General features: G+C 70.8%; 16 protein-coding genes and 2 tRNA genes. 10 read left to right on the forward strand and 8 right to left on the reverse strand.

Translation table 11 applies throughout. The features are described 5' to 3' along the window. Positions 1 to 65 precede the first annotated feature (65 nt). Positions 66 to 842, forward strand: coding sequence for an energy-coupling factor ABC transporter ATP-binding protein (locus ACI2K4_RS06525; protein ID WP_404509313.1), 777 nt, complete (start codon positions 66 to 68; stop codon positions 840 to 842). On the opposite strand, the gene ACI2K4_RS06530 is transcribed toward ACI2K4_RS06525, so the two are convergent. From ACI2K4_RS06530 to ACI2K4_RS06545, 4 genes are all read right to left on the reverse strand, one after another. Then, positions 800 to 1,918, reverse strand: coding sequence for a hypothetical protein (locus ACI2K4_RS06530; protein ID WP_404509314.1), 1,119 nt, complete (start codon positions 1,916 to 1,918; stop codon positions 800 to 802). The two genes, ACI2K4_RS06525 and ACI2K4_RS06530, sit on opposite strands and share 43 nt — an antisense overlap. Then, positions 1,915 to 2,751 carry a DsbA family protein gene (locus ACI2K4_RS06535; RefSeq protein WP_404509315.1) on the reverse strand — a complete coding sequence of 279 codons (837 nt, stop codon included), beginning with the start codon at positions 2,749 to 2,751 and terminating at the stop codon, positions 1,915 to 1,917. The genes ACI2K4_RS06530 and ACI2K4_RS06535 overlap by 4 nt, the downstream gene beginning before the upstream one ends. Continuing rightward, positions 2,744 to 3,262: a MauE/DoxX family redox-associated membrane protein gene (locus ACI2K4_RS06540; protein WP_404509316.1), complete on the reverse strand. Its 519-nt coding sequence runs from the start codon at positions 3,260 to 3,262 to the stop codon at positions 2,744 to 2,746. Before ACI2K4_RS06540 ends, ACI2K4_RS06535 begins: the two co-directional genes overlap by 8 nt. 103 nt (positions 3,263 to 3,365) lie before the next feature. Continuing rightward, complete coding sequence (locus ACI2K4_RS06545) at positions 3,366 to 3,971, reverse strand: sigma-70 family RNA polymerase sigma factor (RefSeq protein WP_404509318.1); 606 nt, start codon at positions 3,969 to 3,971, stop codon at positions 3,366 to 3,368. 109 nt (positions 3,972 to 4,080) lie between these two features. Here ACI2K4_RS06545 and ACI2K4_RS06550 point away from each other — a divergent pair, with 109 nt between their 5' ends. From ACI2K4_RS06550 to ACI2K4_RS06565, 4 genes are all read left to right on the forward strand, one after another. Further along, complete coding sequence (locus ACI2K4_RS06550; protein ID WP_404509319.1) at positions 4,081 to 4,734, forward strand: zf-HC2 domain-containing protein; 654 nt, start codon at positions 4,081 to 4,083, stop codon at positions 4,732 to 4,734. Positions 4,735 to 4,769: 35 nt separating this feature from the next. Beyond that, complete coding sequence (locus tag ACI2K4_RS06555) at positions 4,770 to 6,431, forward strand: copper resistance CopC/CopD family protein (protein WP_404509320.1); 1,662 nt, start codon at positions 4,770 to 4,772, stop codon at positions 6,429 to 6,431. Positions 6,432 to 6,445: 14 nt separating this feature from the next. Then, on the forward strand, positions 6,446 to 7,201 hold the full coding sequence (locus ACI2K4_RS06560) for a YcnI family protein (RefSeq protein ID WP_404509321.1): 756 nt from the start codon (positions 6,446 to 6,448) through the stop codon (positions 7,199 to 7,201). A 129-nt stretch (positions 7,202 to 7,330) separates the two neighbouring features. Then, positions 7,331 to 9,550, forward strand: a complete 2,220-nt coding sequence (locus ACI2K4_RS06565; protein ID WP_404509323.1) for a hypothetical protein — start codon at positions 7,331 to 7,333, stop codon at positions 9,548 to 9,550. A 349-nt stretch (positions 9,551 to 9,899) separates the two neighbouring features. On the opposite strand, the gene ACI2K4_RS06570 is transcribed toward ACI2K4_RS06565, so the two are convergent. Beyond that, positions 9,900 to 11,198 carry a glycosyltransferase family 87 protein gene (locus ACI2K4_RS06570; RefSeq protein ID WP_404509325.1) on the reverse strand — a complete coding sequence of 433 codons (1,299 nt, stop codon included), beginning with the start codon at positions 11,196 to 11,198 and terminating at the stop codon, positions 9,900 to 9,902. Positions 11,199 to 11,265: 67 nt separating this feature from the next. Here ACI2K4_RS06570 and orn point away from each other — a divergent pair, with 67 nt between their 5' ends. Both orn and ACI2K4_RS06580 read left to right on the forward strand, forming a co-directional pair. Beyond that, a complete protein-coding gene (gene orn / locus ACI2K4_RS06575) occupies positions 11,266 to 11,862 on the forward strand; it encodes an oligoribonuclease (RefSeq protein ID WP_404509327.1) in 597 nt (198 codons plus the stop codon). A gap of 110 nt (positions 11,863 to 11,972) precedes the next feature. Continuing rightward, positions 11,973 to 12,048, forward strand: a tRNA-His gene (locus ACI2K4_RS06580). Between the two features lie 135 nt (positions 12,049 to 12,183). Here ACI2K4_RS06580 and ACI2K4_RS06585 read toward each other — a convergent pair. Both ACI2K4_RS06585 and ACI2K4_RS06590 read right to left on the reverse strand, forming a co-directional pair. Beyond that, a complete protein-coding gene (locus ACI2K4_RS06585) occupies positions 12,184 to 13,470 on the reverse strand; it encodes an Ig-like domain-containing protein (RefSeq protein WP_404509328.1) in 1,287 nt (428 codons plus the stop codon). A 246-nt stretch (positions 13,471 to 13,716) separates the two neighbouring features. Further along, entirely contained in the window at positions 13,717 to 14,979 is a 1,263-nt protein-coding gene (locus tag ACI2K4_RS06590; protein ID WP_404509329.1) for an Ig-like domain-containing protein, read from the reverse strand. Between the two features lie 212 nt (positions 14,980 to 15,191). On the opposite strand from ACI2K4_RS06590, the gene ACI2K4_RS06595 reads away from it, so the two are divergent. From ACI2K4_RS06595 to ACI2K4_RS06605, 3 genes are all read left to right on the forward strand, one after another. Beyond that, a tRNA-Lys gene (locus ACI2K4_RS06595) sits at positions 15,192 to 15,267 on the forward strand. Positions 15,268 to 15,941: 674 nt separating this feature from the next. Continuing rightward, complete coding sequence (locus tag ACI2K4_RS06600; protein ID WP_404510280.1) at positions 15,942 to 16,070, forward strand: alpha/beta hydrolase; 129 nt, start codon at positions 15,942 to 15,944, stop codon at positions 16,068 to 16,070. An 85-nt stretch (positions 16,071 to 16,155) separates the two neighbouring features. Further along, on the forward strand, positions 16,156 to 16,542 hold the full coding sequence (locus tag ACI2K4_RS06605; RefSeq protein ID WP_404509330.1) for a winged helix-turn-helix transcriptional regulator: 387 nt from the start codon (positions 16,156 to 16,158) through the stop codon (positions 16,540 to 16,542). A gap of 9 nt (positions 16,543 to 16,551) precedes the next feature. Here ACI2K4_RS06605 and ACI2K4_RS06610 read toward each other — a convergent pair whose 3' ends face one another. Further along, on the reverse strand, positions 16,552 to 16,959 hold the full coding sequence (locus ACI2K4_RS06610; RefSeq protein ID WP_404509331.1) for a RidA family protein: 408 nt from the start codon (positions 16,957 to 16,959) through the stop codon (positions 16,552 to 16,554). Positions 16,960 to 17,036 lie beyond the last annotated feature (77 nt).

The following is a 17,036-nucleotide window of genomic DNA, read 5'->3' on the forward strand; positions in this document are numbered from 1 at the left end:
CTGACCGGCAGCGTCGCCACCGGCCGCGTTGTGACCGGCCGCGTCGCCACCGGTCGGGGGCTGTCATGATCGGTGCCGTGGAAACCGCTGCCTCGCTGGACGTACGGGACGTGCGTTTTGCCTATCCCGACGGTCACGTCGCCCTGGACGGGGTCGACCTGACCGTGCCCCGGGGGGAACGGGTGGCCCTGCTCGGTCCGAACGGCGCCGGCAAGACCACGCTGGTGCTGCACCTGAACGGCATCCTGAACCCGACGCACGGCACGGTGGCGGTCGGCGGGCTCACCGTCGACCGGGACCGGGCCACCCTGGCCGAGATCCGCCGCCGGGTCGGCATCGTCTTCCAGGACCCGGACGACCAGCTCTTCCTCCCCACCGTGGCGGAGGACGTGGCGTTCGGCCCGGCCAACCTCGGGCTGCGGGGTGCCGAACTGGCCGCCCGGGTCGACGAGGCCCTGACGGCGGTCGGGATGAGTGAGCACCGGGACCGGGCGCCGCACCACCTCTCCTTCGGGCAGCGCCGCCGGGTGGCGGTGGCGACCGTGCTCGCCATGCACCCGGAGATCCTGGTGCTCGACGAGCCCTCGTCCAACCTCGACCCGGCGGCTCGGCGGGAACTGGCCGAGATCCTGCGCGGACTGCCGGTGACCCTGCTGATGGTCACCCACGACCTGCCGTACGCGCTGGAGCTCTGCGACCGGGCGGTGATCCTGGACGGCGGCCGGATCGTCGCCGACGGCGCCACCGGTGACCTGCTCGCCGACGCCGACCTGCTGGCCCGGCACCGGCTGGAGCTGCCCTACGGGTTCGACCCGGTGGCGGCTGCCGCCGCCCGCGCCTGACCGTCACCTTCGGAAGCGGGGTCCGGCGCGACCTCTTGCGGTGCGGCACGCAGCCGCAGCACCCCGGCCAGGGCGCCACCGACGCCGACCACGATCACCACCGCGACCAGCAGCCGGGCCGAGACCGCCGGCCAGGGCACCGGCGCGACCGACCGGCCGAAGACCGCCGCGTTGGCCACCCCGGCGAAGAGCGCCAGGCAGGCCCCGGAGAGGGCCAGGGCAAAGTCGGCGGCCGGACGTCGGGCCAGCGCGTACGCCCCGGCGGTGACCGCGCCGAGTCCGGTGAGCACCGGCCAGATCTGACCGGCGAGCAGACCGGTCAGCACCCCACCGACGCCGACCGCTCCGGCGTCCAGCTCCCGGGCCACGGCGAGCGTCACCGCACCCAGCCCGGCCAGGGCGAAGCCGCCGGCCAGCACGGCGGTCACCGTACGGCCGGGGCGTCGGTCGGCGGGGAGTACGCCGAGTGTGCCGAGCAGCAGGGCACCGACCACGGTCGCCAGCCACCAGGAGCCGGGGTTCGGCGGTGGGACCCAGTCCAGGGTCCCGCGCAATTCCATCGGGGTCACCCCGTCGCGCATCGGCACGACCCAGTCCCGGACCCGGTGGGTCCGGTCCGGGTCGGCGACCACCTGTGGCGGGCGCCCCTGCTCGACCCAGTGCGTCCGACGGTCGTGCCAGCGGACCACCGGCTCGGTGTCGATCCGCCGCCAGTCCGGTGGCAGGGTCGAGTCGGCGGTGGCCGGTACGGCGCTGTCCGCGTCAAGGGTCTGGTTGACGTACGTGGTGGGGGAGTTGCGGTTCTCGTACGTGCCGTCCGGCCGGACCTCGAGGTAGGGCTCGCCGTCGTAGCCGAGCACCTCGATGGTGCGACCGGTCCGGTTGGTGAGCTCCAGTCGGGCGCCCGCCTCGATCGCACGTACGGTGACGCCGGGCAGCGCCGGGGCGAGCCCGGTGACCTCGGTCCGGTAGTCCGTCCCGTCCGGTGCGTCCGCCCCGTGGGCGAAGGCGGGCGCGCCCACCGCGAGCGCGCCGAGCAGGCCGGCGGCGCACGCGGTGAGCAGGCGACGGATCACTTGGTGGCCGCTGCCACGGCTGCCTTGAGGGCGTCCGGGTTCGGGTCCACGCCCTTGCCGTTGACCAGCACGGTCGGGGTGCTGTTGATGTTCGCCCGACTCGCCTCCTCGGTCACATGCGCGGTCCACGACTTGAACGTACCGTCACGGACGCAGGAGCCGAAGGTGCCCCCGTCCAGGCCGACCCCGGTGCCGATGTCGATCAGCTCCTGGTCGCTGAGGCCGGCACTGCCCTCGGCCGGCTGGCGGTTGAACAGCGCCTCGACGTACTCCCGGAACTTGCCCTGGTTGGCCGCGCAGCCGGAGGCGGCGGACGACCGGGTCGAGTACTCGGTGGAAGAGGCCCGGTCCAGGTACGCCACCGGGTGGTACAGGACCCGCACCTTGTTCTCGCTGACGAGCTGGTCCAGGGTGCTCCCGGTGGACTTCTCGAACTGCCCGCAGAACGGGCAGATGAAGTCCTCGTAGATGTCGACCGTGACCGGGCCGGTGCCGACCGCGATCGCGTTGCCGTCGGCGGTCGCCCCGGCCGGCGCGGTGAACTTGCTGGTCGAGTCCTGGCCGGCGAAGGCGGCCCAGCCGATCAGCCCGGCGATGACCAGCACCGCCACCGCGACCAGCGAGGTCCAGAGGGTACGTCGACGGCGCCGCTCCCGGGCCAGTTGCTCCCGGACCACCCGCGCCGAACTCTTCTTCGGCGTCTTCTGCGCCTTCTGCGGTCCCTGCTGCGCCTTCTGCGGTCCTTGCTGGGCTTTCTGCGGCCCCTTCTGGGCCTTCTCCGGCCGCCGTCCCGGTCCGCCGCCTTGGCGGCCCGGCCCCCGTGGACTACTCATCCTCGTCCTCCAGACGCTGCCCGCCGGTTATCCACCGGTCGATCGAAAACGGGCTGCGTGGCCAGCGCAGCAGGAAGGCCGCCATGATCAGAAAGCCGATGTCCCGCAGGATCTCCGGCAGGTAGCTCGGGGTCTGGCCGGCGGCGAGCGGCCCGCCCTCGCTGAAGCAGCCGCAGTCGATGGCCAGGCCCCGGATCCAGGCCGAGCTGATACCGGCGATGAAGATCACCAGCAGCAACGCGGAGACACCGGCGGCGAGTCGGGTGGCCAGGCCGAGCAGGAGCAGCACGGCGAGGGCGATCTCCACGAACGGCTGCGCCGCCCCGATCGCCCTGGCCACGTCGAAGGAGAAGATCTGGTACGCGTTGACGGCCCGACCGGAGGCGGCGAGGTCGCCGACCTTCGTACTGCCGGCCCAGAACCAGACCGCCGCCAGCCCGAGCCGGACGGCCAGCCCGAGCCACGGTTGGACCGGATCCCAACGCGCGCGTGCTGAGGTCACCAAGGTCATGGTCCCTTAGTCGCCCGGGTGTGGTGGCGGGTTCCGCCTTCCAGGCAAGTCCCAGCCAGTCCCAGGAACCTCCCAGCCGGTCATCCGGCCGGCTGGCTCCGGCTCAGCTCGCCAGCGCATCGCCGACCGCCTCCACCAGTTCCGCCCGCGCCCGCGCCACCCGGGACCGGATGGTGCCGACCGGCACCCCCTCCACCGCCGCCGCCTCCGCGTACGACAGGCCGAGCACCTGGGTCAGCACGAACGCCTCGCGCCGTTCGGCGGGCAACCGCCGGAGCAGGTCGGTCGCGCCGAGCTGCCCGGCCGGGTCGGGGTAGGGGTGGTCGGTGTGCGCCGCGACGGCGAGCCGTTCGTCCAGGCGGCGGCGCCGGACCACGGTACGGAGATGGTCGGCGCAGGCCCGGCGGGCGATGCCGAGCAACCAGGTACGGGCACTCGACCGCCCCTCGAACGCGGGCAGTGCCCGGAACGCCCGGAGGTAGGTCTCCTGGACCAGGTCGTCCGCGCTGTCCCGGTCGACCAGTGCCGCCGCGAACCGCCACACCTCCGTCTGGGTGGCCCGGACGAACGCCGCCTGCGCCACCGGGTCCCCGTCCCGGGCGCGCAGCGCCCAGTGGCTCGCGTCGTCCAGCGCGAGCGTCCGGTCGACCGCCGCCACGACGTCGGCGGCGGCGCTGACCTGCTCGGACTCGCGCGGGACGGGGATCACGACATCCGAGGTTACGCGCGCGGCCGGAGTGCGGGGGTCGCCTTGGCCGGCTTGGGTGCGGTTGCGCACGTCCGGGAACTTTTCCGGGCTCTACGCCGACTATCTCCCCATGACCTGCGACGAGGTACGGGTCGCGCTCTCCGCGCGGCTCGACGGAGAAGACCCGCGCGCGCCGATGGAGGCGCTCGACGCGCACACCCTGACCTGCCCCGGCTGCCAGCTCTGGCTGGCCCGGGCGGAAGAACTCGGCCAGGTCATGCGGACCGTACGGGCGGTCGAGGTGCCCGACCTCACCGCCACCGTACTCGCCGCGGTGGCCGCCGACCCGGCTGCCACGGCAGCGGCCCGTCGCCGCTCCTCGGCCGCGTACGGCCGGCGCCAGATCCTCCGGGTGGCGGTCGCGGTGGCCGCCGTCGCCCAACTCGCCATCGCGCTGCCGATCCTGCTGGCCGGCTTCGGCGTCGAGGTCGACCTGCACACCAGCCGCGAGATGGCCTCGTTCGACGTGGCGCTAGCGGTCGGGTTCGCGCTCGCCGCCTACCGGCCGGAGCGGGCGCAGGCGTTTGTGCCGGTCGCCTTCGTGCTCGCGGTCTGCCTCGCCGGCACCAGCGCGATCGACGTGGTGAACTCGACCACAGCGGTGGTGCACGAGATCGGTCACCTGGCCACGGTGGTCCAGGCCGGGTTGCTCTGGGCGCTCGGTCGGGTCAACCGGCGGATCGACCCGCCGCTGCGCGTGGCGGCGGTGGCGGGTCGCGGGTGACTCCAGGTCGCGCCGGGGTGGGTAACTGGGCGAGCATGTCCGGCATGACTGCCGCACAACGACGATGGGTGTCGCGCGCCGGCGCGACGCTCGGCCTCCTGCTGGCGACGTTCGCCCTGCTGCTCGGGCCGGCCAGCCCGGCCAGCGCCCACGCGGTGCTGGTGAGTAGCAGCCCGCTCGCGGACTCGGTGCTGCCCAGCGCGCCCAGCGAGGTGGTGCTCACCTTCAGCGAGGGCGTCCGGAACGTACCGGACAAGATCCGTGTGCTCGGCCCGGACGGGGCCCGGGTGGACCGGGGCGAGCCGGCCTTCGACGGCTCCGTGGTCACCATCCCGGTCGACCCCGGCGGCGCCCGGGGCACCTACCTGGTCAGCTACCGGGTCATCTCGGCCGACAGCCACCCGGTGGCCGGCGCCTACACCTACTCCGTCGGGGCCCCGTCCAGCCCGCCGGAGGACACCGCGAACGACACCGTCGACCCGGGGATCACCGCCGCCGTCGCGGTCGGCAAGTATCTCGGGTACGCCGGACTGGTGCTGCTGGTCGGCCCGGTGCTGGTGCTCGGCCTGCTCTGGCCCAGGCGACTGGACCGGCGCGGACCGGCCCGGCTGGTCTGGACCGGCTTCGGTCTGGTCAGCGCGGCGACGCTGATCGGGATCTGGCTCCAGGTCCCGTACACCACCGGCGGCGGCATCTTCTCGATCAGCGGCAGCGCCCTCGGCGACGTGCTCGCCAGTACGTTCGGCGCGGTGCTGCTGGTCCGGCTCGGCATCCTGGTGGCCGCCGCGATCCTGCTCCGGCCCCTGCTGGCCGGTCGCGCCAATCGAGCCGACCACGTCCTGCTCGCCGTGCTCGGCGTCGCCGGACTCTTCACCTGGCCGCTCGCCGGGCACTCCGCGGCGTCGCCCGTACCGGCGGTCTCGGTGCTGGTCGACGCGGTGCACGTGGGCAGCATGGCGGTCTGGCTCGGTGGTCTGGTGATGCTGGTCGGCTTCCTGCTGCGCCGGGCCGACGAGCGGGAACTCGCCGCGATCCTGCCGATCTGGTCCCGCTGGGCGGCGGTGTCGGTCTCCGCGTTGCTGCTCGCCGGGGTCGTCCAGGCGCTGATCGAGGTGGCCACGCCGAGCGCCCTGGTCGACACCACGTACGGCCGCCTGATCATCGCCAAGGTGGTGCTCTTCGCGCTGGTGATCGGGGTCGCGGCGTACTCGCGGCGGCTGGTCCAGCGCCGACTCGCGACCGAACACCCGGGTCGGATGCGCCGGGCGGTCTGGACCGAACTGGGCATCACCGCGCTGGTGCTGGCCATCTCCGCCGTACTGGTGCAGACGCCGCCCGGCCGAACCGCCGACTCCGGCGACGCGGCCGGCGGGCCCGGCTTCTTCAGCACCACGCTGACCAGCTCGCTGCTGAACGTCCAGGTCGAGGTGGACCCGGCGGGGACCGGCAGCAACACGATCCACCTGTACGCCTACACCGGCGAGAACAAGCCGCAGTCGGTGGTCGAGTGGACGGGCACCGCCGCGTTGCCGGCCAAGGGGGTCGAGCCGATCGAGATCCCGCTGCTGCCGCTCAGCCCGAACCACGCCACCGGTGAGATCAGCCTGCCCACCCCGGGCGACTGGCAACTTCGCTTCACCGTACGGATTTCCGACATCGACCAGGCAACGGTGACCGCCACCGTGCCGATCACCTAGGAAGGCACCTACCCATGATCCGTCCCCGGCGTACCGCCCTCGCGGCCAGCCTCGCGCTCGGAGCCACGCTCGTCGGTGTGCTCGGCCTCGCCCTGCCGGCCTCCGCGCACGTCACGGTCAACCCGAAGGAGGCGACCCAGGGCGGCTACGGCCGGGTCGACTTCCGGGTGCCGAACGAGAGTGACACCGCGTCGACCACCAAGCTGGAGGTCAACCTGCCGGAGAACGCGCCGGTCGCGTCGGTCTCCACCATCCCGGTGCCCGGCTGGACGGTGGTGGTGGAGAAGCGCAAGGTCGACCCGCCGCTGGAGGTGCACGGCAGCAAGGTGACCGAGGCGGCGGCGAAGATCACCTGGACCGCGACGGCGGGCGCCGAGGTCAAGCCCGGACAGTTCCAGGAGTTCGGCGTTTCGATGGGCCCGCTGCCCGCCAGCACCGACAAGATGATCTTCAAGGTCTTGCAGACCTACTCGGACGGCAACATCTCGCGCTGGATCGACGAGCCGGCGGCGGCCGGGGCCGAGGAGCCGGAGCACCCGGCGCCGGTGCTGAAGCTGAACCCGGCGGCGGCTGCGGCGGGCGCCGCGACTCCGGGTGCCTCGGTGGCTGCGGTCGCCCGGGCGGATGACGATGACGACGACGCCGAGGAGGGCTCGGGCGCCGCGCTCGGACTCGGCATCGCCGGTCTGGTCGCCGGTCTGGCCGGGCTGGCGCTGGGCGGGCTGGCGTTCGCCCGCACCCGTCGTCCGGAGGGCACGCCGGCAGCCTGAGCCGTCTGTCGCCCTGCCCGCTGGCCCGCCGGATCACCGGCGGGCCAGCGCCGTTTTAGGTAATAAGACGCGTTAGACCCTTTTTGGTCGGTATCGTCTATAGATACATTGATCAGGGGGGAATTGCGCATGCGCGTCGTACGCACCGTCGCCGGGGTGCTGCTGCTCACGGTCGGGCTGACGGTCCTGCTCCTCGGTGGCGCACTGTGGACGATCGGGGAACAGCGGGGCACCGGTGACGCCTATGCCGCGCCGCTGCAACGGATCGAGACCTCCGGTCGCGCGATCGTCGTACCCGACCTGGACGCGTTGCTGCGCCGGGACGCCCCGTTCACCCGTACCGCCGGGACCCGGCTGCGGATCACCGCCGGCACCGACGAACGGCCCGCGTTCCTCGGCCTCGCCCCGGCCGCCGAGACCGCCCGCTACCTCGGCACGGTGCCGTACACCCGGGTCGAGCGGGTGAGCGTCACCCGTGGCCGGCTGCCCGTGCAGCGCGTCCTGGTGCCCCGGGCCGAGGCATCGACCGCCGCCGCGACGCCCCCCGGCGAGCAGCGATTCTGGGTACGTCAGGGCGCCAACACACTCGACCTCGCCCCGGACGACCTGCGTGGACAGCGGCTCACCCTGGTGGTGATGTACCCGGACGCGCGGGCCGGGGTCGCGCTCGACGTCCGGGCCGAACTCCGGGTGGACTGGATCGACCCGACCACCTGGGGCCTGTTCTCCGGCGGCGCCCTGTTCGCCCTGCTCGGCATGGCCATCCTGGTCTGGCCGACCCGGCCGCGTGAGGTGGTCTTCGTGGTCGAGCCCGGCCAGATCCCGGTGCTGAGCGCCCGACTCGGCGTACGCGCACTCGACGACCTCGGCCAACCCGTTCGCGGTACGCCCGGACGCCGCCGGCCGGTCCGCCCCGGCGGACCCGCCCTGCTCCCCGTACCGCCCGCCGCGACGACCGCAGGCCCGGCCGTGCGCCCGCTCCCGGCCACGGCGCCTGCCGCCGCGCCGGTCGGCTGGCCGGTCCACTCGAATCTGCCGGCACCGTCCCGTCCGGTCGACCTCTCGGCCCGTCCGGAGACCCTGGCGGACGTGCTCTCCCGGCCGGAATCCGCGCCGACCCGATCGGGTGTCCCCGTCCCTGCTCCTGTGCCTGTGCCTGTCTCTGGCTCTGCCCCTGTCTCTGACTCTGACTCTGTCCCTGGCTCTGCCCCTAACCCGGTGCCGGGTTCGGTGCCGGTTTCGGCCGACGAGGCGACTCCGGGCGGCGACGATGCCCGTCCCCCGGCGGACCAGGGCCCGGACCAGGGGGCGGACGCCGACGACGCCCCGGTGATCGCCCAGCGCCTCGGCCGGGCCTGGCCAGCGAGCAACCCGCCACCGGCCAAAATCGTGCTCAACTGGCCGCCCCGGGCGGGCAACCAGGTCCCGCCGGTGTCGAAGCGTTCGGTCAACCTCTCCCCGGCCCATCCGACGACAACCAGGCAGAACGGCGCCGGGACGCTCCAGTCCACTCCGGCCGGTTCCGGGTCGGCGGTCTCCGAACCGACACCGCTGCGGCCCGGACAGCCACCGGATCCGGTCCACCCGATACCCGTACCGGCGGCGAGCCCGGTCGAGGAGGTCGTCCCGACCGAGACCGCGCCCGCCGAGAACGTCGAGGCGGGATCCGAGCCGGCGAACCTTCCACCGGCCGGGGGCGACCCCGGACCGGAGGCGTCGGCGGAGCCGGGGACACCCCCGGACCTGACCGACCCGATCGACCTGACCGACCGGAGTGACCCGATCGACCCGATCGATCTGGGCGACCCGATCGACCCGACTGGCCTGAGTGACCCGATCGACCCGACCGACCTGGGCGACCCGACCGACCCGACCGAGTTGGGCGACCTGGGCGGCAAGCCGGCCTCCTCCCCGTCCGGTCAGGCAGCCAGGGGCAGGGTCACGACCGGCAGCCGTGCGGCGGCCACCCGGCCCAGGAAGTGCAAGCCCGGCTCGCCGGAGGCGGACCTTCCCCGGACGCTGTTGGACAACTCCACCGAGAGCATGGCGGACGCCGTCAGGTCCCCGTTGGCGCCACCGGTGAACGCTCCGCCGAAGCCGGGCGACCCGGCACCGGTCAGCCCGTCCACGGCGCGCGGGGCGGCGGTGGGAGGCGCGGCGCCAGGGACCGGACAGGGTGCGGCCGTGGTGGACAGCGCGGGCATGATGGACAGCGCGGGCATGATGGACAGCGCGGGCATGATGGACAGCGCGGGCGTGGCGGACAGCGCGGGCGTGGCGGACAGCGTGGGCGTGGCGGACGAAGCCACGGCGGGCAGCACGGCGGGCGGCGAGCGGGTCTGCGGCTGACCGGCGACCAAGGAGACGTACGCCACCGGCGACGGCGGGGGTAATCAGCGCACCGCCCCCGGCCCGCGCTCCGCCCCAGGGGTGTCGATCATGAAGCTATCCGCAGAGTTGATCTTCAGGGCGTGCGACAACGTCATGATCAATGCCCTCAAGGATGGCAGGCCGTCAAATGTGCCGGAAGTGCCCGGAGGCGGCGAGCGGCCCTTCGTGCTGCCGACACGAAGGGCCGCTCTCACCGGGGGATCGGTGTAACTGAAGGACGTTTGAGGTGTTGCCTCTAGGTTAGCCCCAACAGGACGAGTAAGGGGAGATCTGTCCAATTGGCGCAAGTTTTGGCGATACCGGACAGTCAGCGGGTAGCCGGCACACCGCTGCGCGGCGGGCTGACCGTCGGCGCCGGACGGGTCACGTACCGCCGGGTGGGCAGTACCACCAGCAGCAGTACGGCCAGCAGCACGTACATGTTGCGCAGCACGAACTCGACCGGTGAGTCGGTCGGTTCGGGCGCGACGCCCCAGTCGTGGAAGGAGACCACCCCGTACGCGACGCTGGCGTAGACCACGACGGCGAGTACGAGCAGCGCGCGGCGGTGACGCCGGCCGAACCCGCGCGGCTCCCAACTGTGCGCCGGTGCCAGGCCCGCGTCGACCAGCACCACGACGGCGGGGATGAACCAGTACACGTGGTGGGTCCAGGTGATCGGGCTCACCAGTGAGCCGACCAGCCCGGTCAGGGCCAGCCCGGCCAGCCCGTCGCCGCCGCGCGCGGCCCGGCTTGCCCGCCAGAGACCGTAGCCGCCGACCAGGACGACCAGCGCCAGCCAGAGCACCTGGTTCGGCTTGTCCGGCACGGTCAGGCGGCTCAGCAGGCCGAAAAGGGACTGGTTGCCGGTGTAGTCGGTGCGGCCGACCCGGTTGGTCGTCCAGAGTTCGTGGGTCCAGAACCGCCACGAGTCGGACGGTGCGATCGCGGCGGCGAGCAGCGTCGCCACGGCGGCGCTCGCGCTGGCCACGGCCGCCTCCCGCCAGCGCCGGGCGGTCAGCAGGTAGACGATGAAGATGCCCGGATAGAGCTTGAGCGCCGTCGCCAGCCCGATGCCGACGCCGGCCCACCGGGAGTTCCGGGGTACGGCGTACAGCAGGTCGGCCAGGATCAGCACCACCAGCAGCATGTTGATCTGGCCGAACGTGATCGTCTCCCGGGTGCTCTCCGCCGCGAAGACCAGCGGGATGGCGAGCCCGGCGGCGAACCAGCGGGGGATACCTCGCCGGTCGGCGATCGGCGTGACCAGCCACCAGGTGGTCACCACGATCGCGAGCGAGGTGAGGATCGTGAAGGTGGCGACCGTCGCGCCGAGTCGCAGGTCGGCGAAGGGACGCAGGAGCAGGGCGGTGAACGGGGGGTAGGTGAAGTACAGCTCGCCCTGGACCCGGTCCGGCTGGACGTAGTTGTAGAGCGGCTCACCGTCCGCCCACCACCGCATCGCCCTCATGTAGATCTTCAGGTCGAAGAAGTTGTGCGGTGTGCCGAGGAAGTAGACGACCGGGACCACGGCGGCGAGGACCACCGTCACGACGAGCCTACGAACGGTTTTACCGCCCGGATCGTCGGTGGCGGCGGCGGGTGGTACGTCGTGATCGGCTGGCACGGGAAAACCCTAGCGGTCGGTTATGGCTGCCGCGTTGAGGCGCGGGCTGGTGGGCTGCGCGTAGTCTGTGTCGGTGGCTGATCTTCTTGTCTGGATCGACTGTGAGATGACCGGCCTCGATCTCGGCAAGGATGCGCTGATCGAGGTCGCTGCTCTGGTCACCGATCCGGACCTCAACGTGCTGGGTGAGGGTGTCGACGTGGTGATCCACGCCGACGAGCAGGCGCTGGCGGGGATGCCGGAGATAGTACGGGTCATGCATGAACGCTCCGGTCTGACCGAGGAGGTGCGCCGCTCCGCGGTGAGCCTCGCCGAGGCCGAGGACCGGATCATGGAGTACGTGACCAGCCTGGTCAAGGATCCGCGTACCGCCCCGCTCTGCGGCAACTCGATCGCGACCGACCGGGGTTTCCTGGCCCGGGACATGCCCCGACTCGACGCACACCTGCACTACCGCATGATCGACGTGTCGTCGATCAAGGAGCTGTGCCGGCGCTGGTACCCCCGGGTCTACTTCGGGCAGCCCCAGAAGGGGCTGGCCCACCGGGCGCTGGCCGACATCCGGGAGAGCATCCGCGAGCTGGAGTACTACCGGCGTACGGTCTTCGTCCCGCTGCCCGGCCCGGACGTGGAGACGGCAAAGGCGATCGCCGCCGAGCTCTGATCCGTGGGCGTGCCGCCCGGTTGGTAACCCGCTCGACGCGGCATGGGCGGGTGTGGCTATTATTGGTCGGCGCCCCGCCCGGGTGTGCAAGATCCGGGCTGGTCGACATGGTGGCTGTAGCTCAGTAGGCAGAGCACCGGGTTGTGGTCCCGGGTGTCGTGGGTTCAATTCCCATCAGTCACCCCACGGTCAAGCCCCCTCTTCGGAGGGGGCTTGTGTCGTTTCCGAGCCCTTCCGTCCACCCGCCCCGTGAAACCCACCCGTCCCGCGAAACGTGCAGGGCCGGACCGAAGATCGCGGTCCGGCCCTGCACGGGACGACTCAGGCGGTGGGCGTGGCGCTCGGGTCGGCGGCGGGCGAGTCGTTCGAGCTTGGCGGCTCGTACGGGATCGCGCTGCCCTTGACGTACTCCTCCCAGCTCAGGCTCCAGTCGGTCCAACCGTTACCGTTCTTGAGCTTGACCTCGGTCCCCTTGACGGTGACCGGGTCGCCGATGCTGGTGACGCCGAAGAGCCAGGCCGCGTTCTCCTGCGACATGTTCACGCAGCCGTGCGACACGTTCGTATGCCCCTGCTGCGCGACCGACCACGGCGCGGCGTGGATGAACTCGCCGCCCCAGGTGAGCCGCTGGGCGTACTCGATGTCGGTGCGGTAGCGGTTGTCCGGGTTCGGGTCGTCCATGGTGTCGAAGACGGTCTTGCGCAGCTTCTCCATCACGATCATCGTCCCGCTGGACGAGGGGGTGCTCGGCTTGCCGAGGCTGATCGGGAAGGTCTTGAGCGTCTTGCCGTCCTTGGTGACGGTCATCTGCTTGGTCTTGTTGTCGACCGTCATCACCACCGCCGAACCGATCTTGGCGTCGATGGTGAGGTCGGCGCGGCCGTACCAGCCGTTGCCGAGCGGCAGACCGCCCGCCTGGATCTTGTAGTCCAGCTCGGTACCGGCCTTCCAGTACGTCTTCGGCCGGTAGTGCACCTCGGTCGGGCTGGTCCAGCGCCAGGCGCCCTCCTGGGGCGGGGTGGTCGTCACGGTCATCCGGCGCTGGATGTCGTCCCGGTAGTCCTCGGGGATGGCCCGGGAGAACTGCACGATCGCCGGCATGCCGACGCCGACCACCGAGCCGTCGCCGAGGAAGCTGGTCACCCGGATCTGGTTGGCCGGCTTGGCCATGGTGGTGAAGTTGCTGGTGGCCGTGGCCGGCTTGCCGTCGTCGCCGGTCGCCGTCACGGTCGCGGTGTACGTCGCGCCGTACTCCAGGGCGCCGTTCGGCAGGAAACTCGTACCCTCGGCGTTGACCTTGCCCTCGACGGCCTTGCCGGCGCTGTCCTTGAGTTCGAACTTCGTCTCGGTGGCGTCCTTGCTGGTGAAGGCGACCTCGGTCGACGCCGGTACGTCCTTCGCGTCGGCCGCCGGGCTGGTCACCGTGGCGCTGGCCTTGGGACCATCGGGAGCCTTGCCTCCCTGCCAGGCCGGTGCGTCCCCGCCGCTGCCGCTGCTGCAGCCGGCGAGCGCGAGCACTCCGGTCAGCGCGGCCGCCACGAGCGTGCGTACGGTTGCCCGGCGCCGCTTCGTGGTCTGCCCCATCAGCTCGTCTCGACTCGCGCGCATTGTCCCCTCACAGTCCTCATCCCCACGACCCATCCTCTCGCAAAGACGCTGACCGGCAAATTTTGGTTTCACCACGTGGCGAGAAACGCAGATTTTGATGTTGAGTTGTCGGTATAGTGGCTGATTTGTCCACGCCGATCTCGCCTGTTCGGACGGGTGGTCCGACCCGGTCGACAACCGGCGTCCAGTGGTTCGTCCGCCACTTGTGAAATTGCCGTGAAACGTACGCCGAAATGGTTACCGAAATCAGGAGCTGGGCGTACCACCGGCGGTCGGGCTGGCCGGTGCGCCGGCCGTCGTCGCCGACACCGGCAGCGCGCTGCCCTTGATGAACTCTTCCCAGGTCATGTCCCAGGCGGTCCAGCCGTTGCCGCTCTCGAGCCGGCGCTCGGTGCCCTTCACCGTGACCGGGTCGCCGACCTTGGTCTTCTCGAACAGCCAGCGCGCGTTCGGGGTGGAAAGGTTGACGCAGCCGTGTGAGACGTTGCTGCGCCCCTGCTGCTCCACCGACCACGGGGCGGCGTGGATGTACTCGCCACCCCAGGTGAGACGCTGCGCGAAGTCGATGTCGGTGACGTAGCGGTTCGCGGGGTTCGGATCGTCCATGGTGTCGAAGACCGTGGACTCCTTCTTCTCCATCACCACCATCGTCCCGCTGGACGACGGCGTGGCCTTCTTGCCCAGGCTGACCGGCATGGTCCGGACGAGCTTCTCGTTCTCGAAGACCGTCATCTGCTTGTTCTCGTTGTCAATCTTCATCTCGAACCGGCTGCCGATCCTGGTGCTGGCCTTACGGTCGACGTTGCCGTACTTGCCGTTGCTCAGTGGGATGCCCTCCAGGGCGATGCGTACGGTCAGCTTGGTCTCCGGTTGCCAGAACTCCGGCGCCCGGTAGTACGCCTGCGTGCCGTTCGCCACCCAGTGCCACGCGCCCGGCTGTGGCGGGTCGGTACGGACGAACATCCGTTTCTGCACCGCCGCCCGGTCCTTCTGCGGGATGCCGGGGCTGAACTCGACCACCACCGGCATCGCCACGCCGTAGACCTTGTCGTCGAAGAGGTACAGCCCGGACCCGATCTGGCCACGCGGCTTCGCCATCGTGGTGAACGAGGTCGTCTTCGTCTCGACCTGGCCGGACGGGCCGGTGGCGGTCACCGTCGCGTCGTACTTCTTCGCGTACTTCAGCGGGGCGTCCGGCACCCAGGAGGTGCCGTCCTCCCGGAGACTGCCGGGAACCTTGGCGCCGCCACTGGTCACCGCGACCTCGGTGATCGTCCCGCCGCTCACCGTGGTGCCGATCTCCGTGCTCACCGGCTGCTTCTCCGCGCCCGCCGCCGGGGCGATCGCGAGCGCCAGCGGCTCGGCGGGTGGGGTTGGACTGGCGGTCGCCTGGCCTGTCGCACTGACGAACTCCGGTCCGTCACCACCAGCGCCGCAGCCCCCCAGCGCCATTGGCGCAACCACGATCAGGGCGGCGATCGTCGCCCACGCCCGAGTCCCCTTAGCCATTGCCGACAACCCCGTTCATCCGCATCCTGCGGCACATCGTGCACCATCCGTACCAGACTTCGGTGCCCCGGCAGCGCGCTTGCGAAGTTTCGCCCCGTTTGCCGTCGCCGCTGCCCGTTTCCGCCGGGCGGTCCTGCCCGTCCGGGCGGCCACGGGTATCTGATTGGAGTCGGCTCGCGGGTGCGTGCTAGGGTTTCATCCGTTGTCAGAGAGCGCCGCTAGCTCAACTGGCAGAGCAGCGGACTCTTAATCCGCGGGTTCGGGGTTCGAGTCCCTGGCGGCGCACCAGCAATAACCAAGGGCCATAGCTAATTAGCTATGGCCCTTGGTTCGCGAGCGGGGCTCGGACGGGACCCCTCCAGTCCCGTGTTTTCGAGCCCCCATCACTGGTCTGACCTGCGCAAACAATGATCAAACCCTGCGGATCGTGTTTGGCCCTGCCGGTGAGCCGGGGAATGCTTGTCCTGCGCCAACACGGCCCCCGGACACGCAACCGGACACAACAGAGCCAGCAACCAGCCCGGCTCAGGCCGCCCGCTCAGCCCGGGGTTCGAATCGGCCGGCGCCAGCCCGGATGAATTCGGTGGGCGTCGAACTGGGGCCGGACGGAGCGCTTGCCCCCGAGGTGCTGTGACAGGTCGACGCCGGCCACTCGGCCGAGGTCGAGCGGCGTCCACGTCTCAGGGGGAAGCCCACCAGCTCATTCTTCGCACGGCCCGGTGCCGAGAGCAGTGACGGCACGTCACGCATCGGCGTGACACGGCGTCACTGTCGGGTGGCTGCGGCGGCTGGTGGCATGGAGAGCGGCGTGGACCCGGTGCAGACCAGACAGTCCACTTAGCGCGAGCGTTCGAAGGAGTCCGTGACGTGAGCAGAAGGACGAGCATGACGTCCCGCCTCGGCAGGGGGCGCCGGCCCGTACGGCGACTGGGTTTCGCGAGTGTCGCCCTGGTGGCAGCGCCCTGCTGACCGTCGAAGGGCAGGGACACACCATCGTCTCGTCCGGGAAGAACAAGTGCGTCGACACCATCGCCGCGGACTACCTCATCGACCTCAAGCTGCCGGCCACCATGCCCACCTGCTCCATCTGAGTCCGTCCGTACGGCAACTCGCGGTGGACTCCAGCCCCGGCCGCACTCTCTTGCGGCTACTCAGGAACTGATAGAAAGTGGCTGGATGGGGACCAGACAGGAGATCAGTGCGCTGTCGCCGGATGCCGACCTGGCGCGGGCCGACTCACTCGCGCGGGAGATCTTCTCGGACGTGGCCAACAAGTGGGCGTTTCTGATCATCGAGTTTCTCGGACAGCGCACCATGCGCTTCACCGAGCTGCGCCGGGAGGTCGGCGGTATCAGTCACAAGATGCTCACCCAGAACCTGCGGATGCTGGAGCGCAACGGCCTGATTGAGCGGACCGTGTATCCCACCATCCCACCCCGCGTCGAATACACCCTCACGGAGGCTGGTGAGGGCTTGCGCGGGGTCGTCGACGGCATGTGCGGCTGGACCCAGCGGTACCTGAGCCACATCGAGGACTCACGCCGCAGCTTCGGTGACGTGTAGTCGTTCTCCTTAGTCGAGGATGGCCGTCGCCTCGACCTCCACCAGGTGCTCGGGAACGTGCAGCGCCACGATGCCGAACAGGGAGACCGGCGCCGCCGGGGTGATACCCAGTTTGGCGGATGCCCGGGCGATTCCGTCCAGGAGTTCTGGCATCCGGTCCGGTGTCCAGTCGACGACGTACACGGTCAGCTTCACCAGATCGGCGAAGGACGCCCCGACACCGGCCAACGCGGTGGCGACGTTGAGATAGCTCTGCTCGACCTGGGCGCTGAGATCGCCCTCGCCGATCGTCTTCCCGTCCGCGTCCCAGGCGACCTGTCCGGCGAGGTGGATCAGCTTCGAACCTGTCGCCACCGACACCTGGTGGTAGACGTCGACCTGGGGCAGGCCGTTCGGATTGACCAGGGTGACCGCCATGACAAGGACCTCCTCGTTCGCTCTCCTTTGGTTACTGGATAACCGTAAGAGATCGTCAGATGTAGGGGAAGAAGGCA

It is taken from the genome of Micromonospora sp. NPDC050397, from assembly GCF_044901685.1.
Lineage (GTDB): Bacteria > Actinomycetota > Actinomycetes > Mycobacteriales > Micromonosporaceae > Micromonospora_G.

Bases quoted from the DNA above. Each gene is read 5' to 3' on its own strand.
- ACI2K4_RS06540 (WP_404509316.1), bottom strand. From the start codon at position 3,262: ATGACCTTGGTGACCTCAGCACGCGCGCGTTGGGATCCGGTCCAACCG.
- ACI2K4_RS06550 (WP_404509319.1), top strand. From the start codon at position 4,081: ATGACCTGCGACGAGGTACGGGTCGCGCTCTCCGCGCGGCTCGACGGA.
- ACI2K4_RS06590 (WP_404509329.1), bottom strand. From the start codon at position 14,979: ATGGCTAAGGGGACTCGGGCGTGGGCGACGATCGCCGCCCTGATCGTG.
- ACI2K4_RS06525 (WP_404509313.1), top strand. From the start codon at position 66: ATGATCGGTGCCGTGGAAACCGCTGCCTCGCTGGACGTACGGGACGTG.
- ACI2K4_RS06555 (WP_404509320.1), top strand. From the start codon at position 4,770: ATGTCCGGCATGACTGCCGCACAACGACGATGGGTGTCGCGCGCCGGC.
- ACI2K4_RS06605 (WP_404509330.1), top strand. From the start codon at position 16,156: ATGGGGACCAGACAGGAGATCAGTGCGCTGTCGCCGGATGCCGACCTG.
- ACI2K4_RS06585 (WP_404509328.1), bottom strand. From the start codon at position 13,470: ATGCGCGCGAGTCGAGACGAGCTGATGGGGCAGACCACGAAGCGGCGC.
- ACI2K4_RS06560 (WP_404509321.1), top strand. From the start codon at position 6,446: ATGATCCGTCCCCGGCGTACCGCCCTCGCGGCCAGCCTCGCGCTCGGA.
- ACI2K4_RS06565 (WP_404509323.1), top strand. From the start codon at position 7,331: ATGCGCGTCGTACGCACCGTCGCCGGGGTGCTGCTGCTCACGGTCGGG.
- ACI2K4_RS06610 (WP_404509331.1), bottom strand. From the start codon at position 16,959: ATGGCGGTCACCCTGGTCAATCCGAACGGCCTGCCCCAGGTCGACGTC.
- ACI2K4_RS06535 (WP_404509315.1), bottom strand. From the start codon at position 2,751: ATGAGTAGTCCACGGGGGCCGGGCCGCCAAGGCGGCGGACCGGGACGG.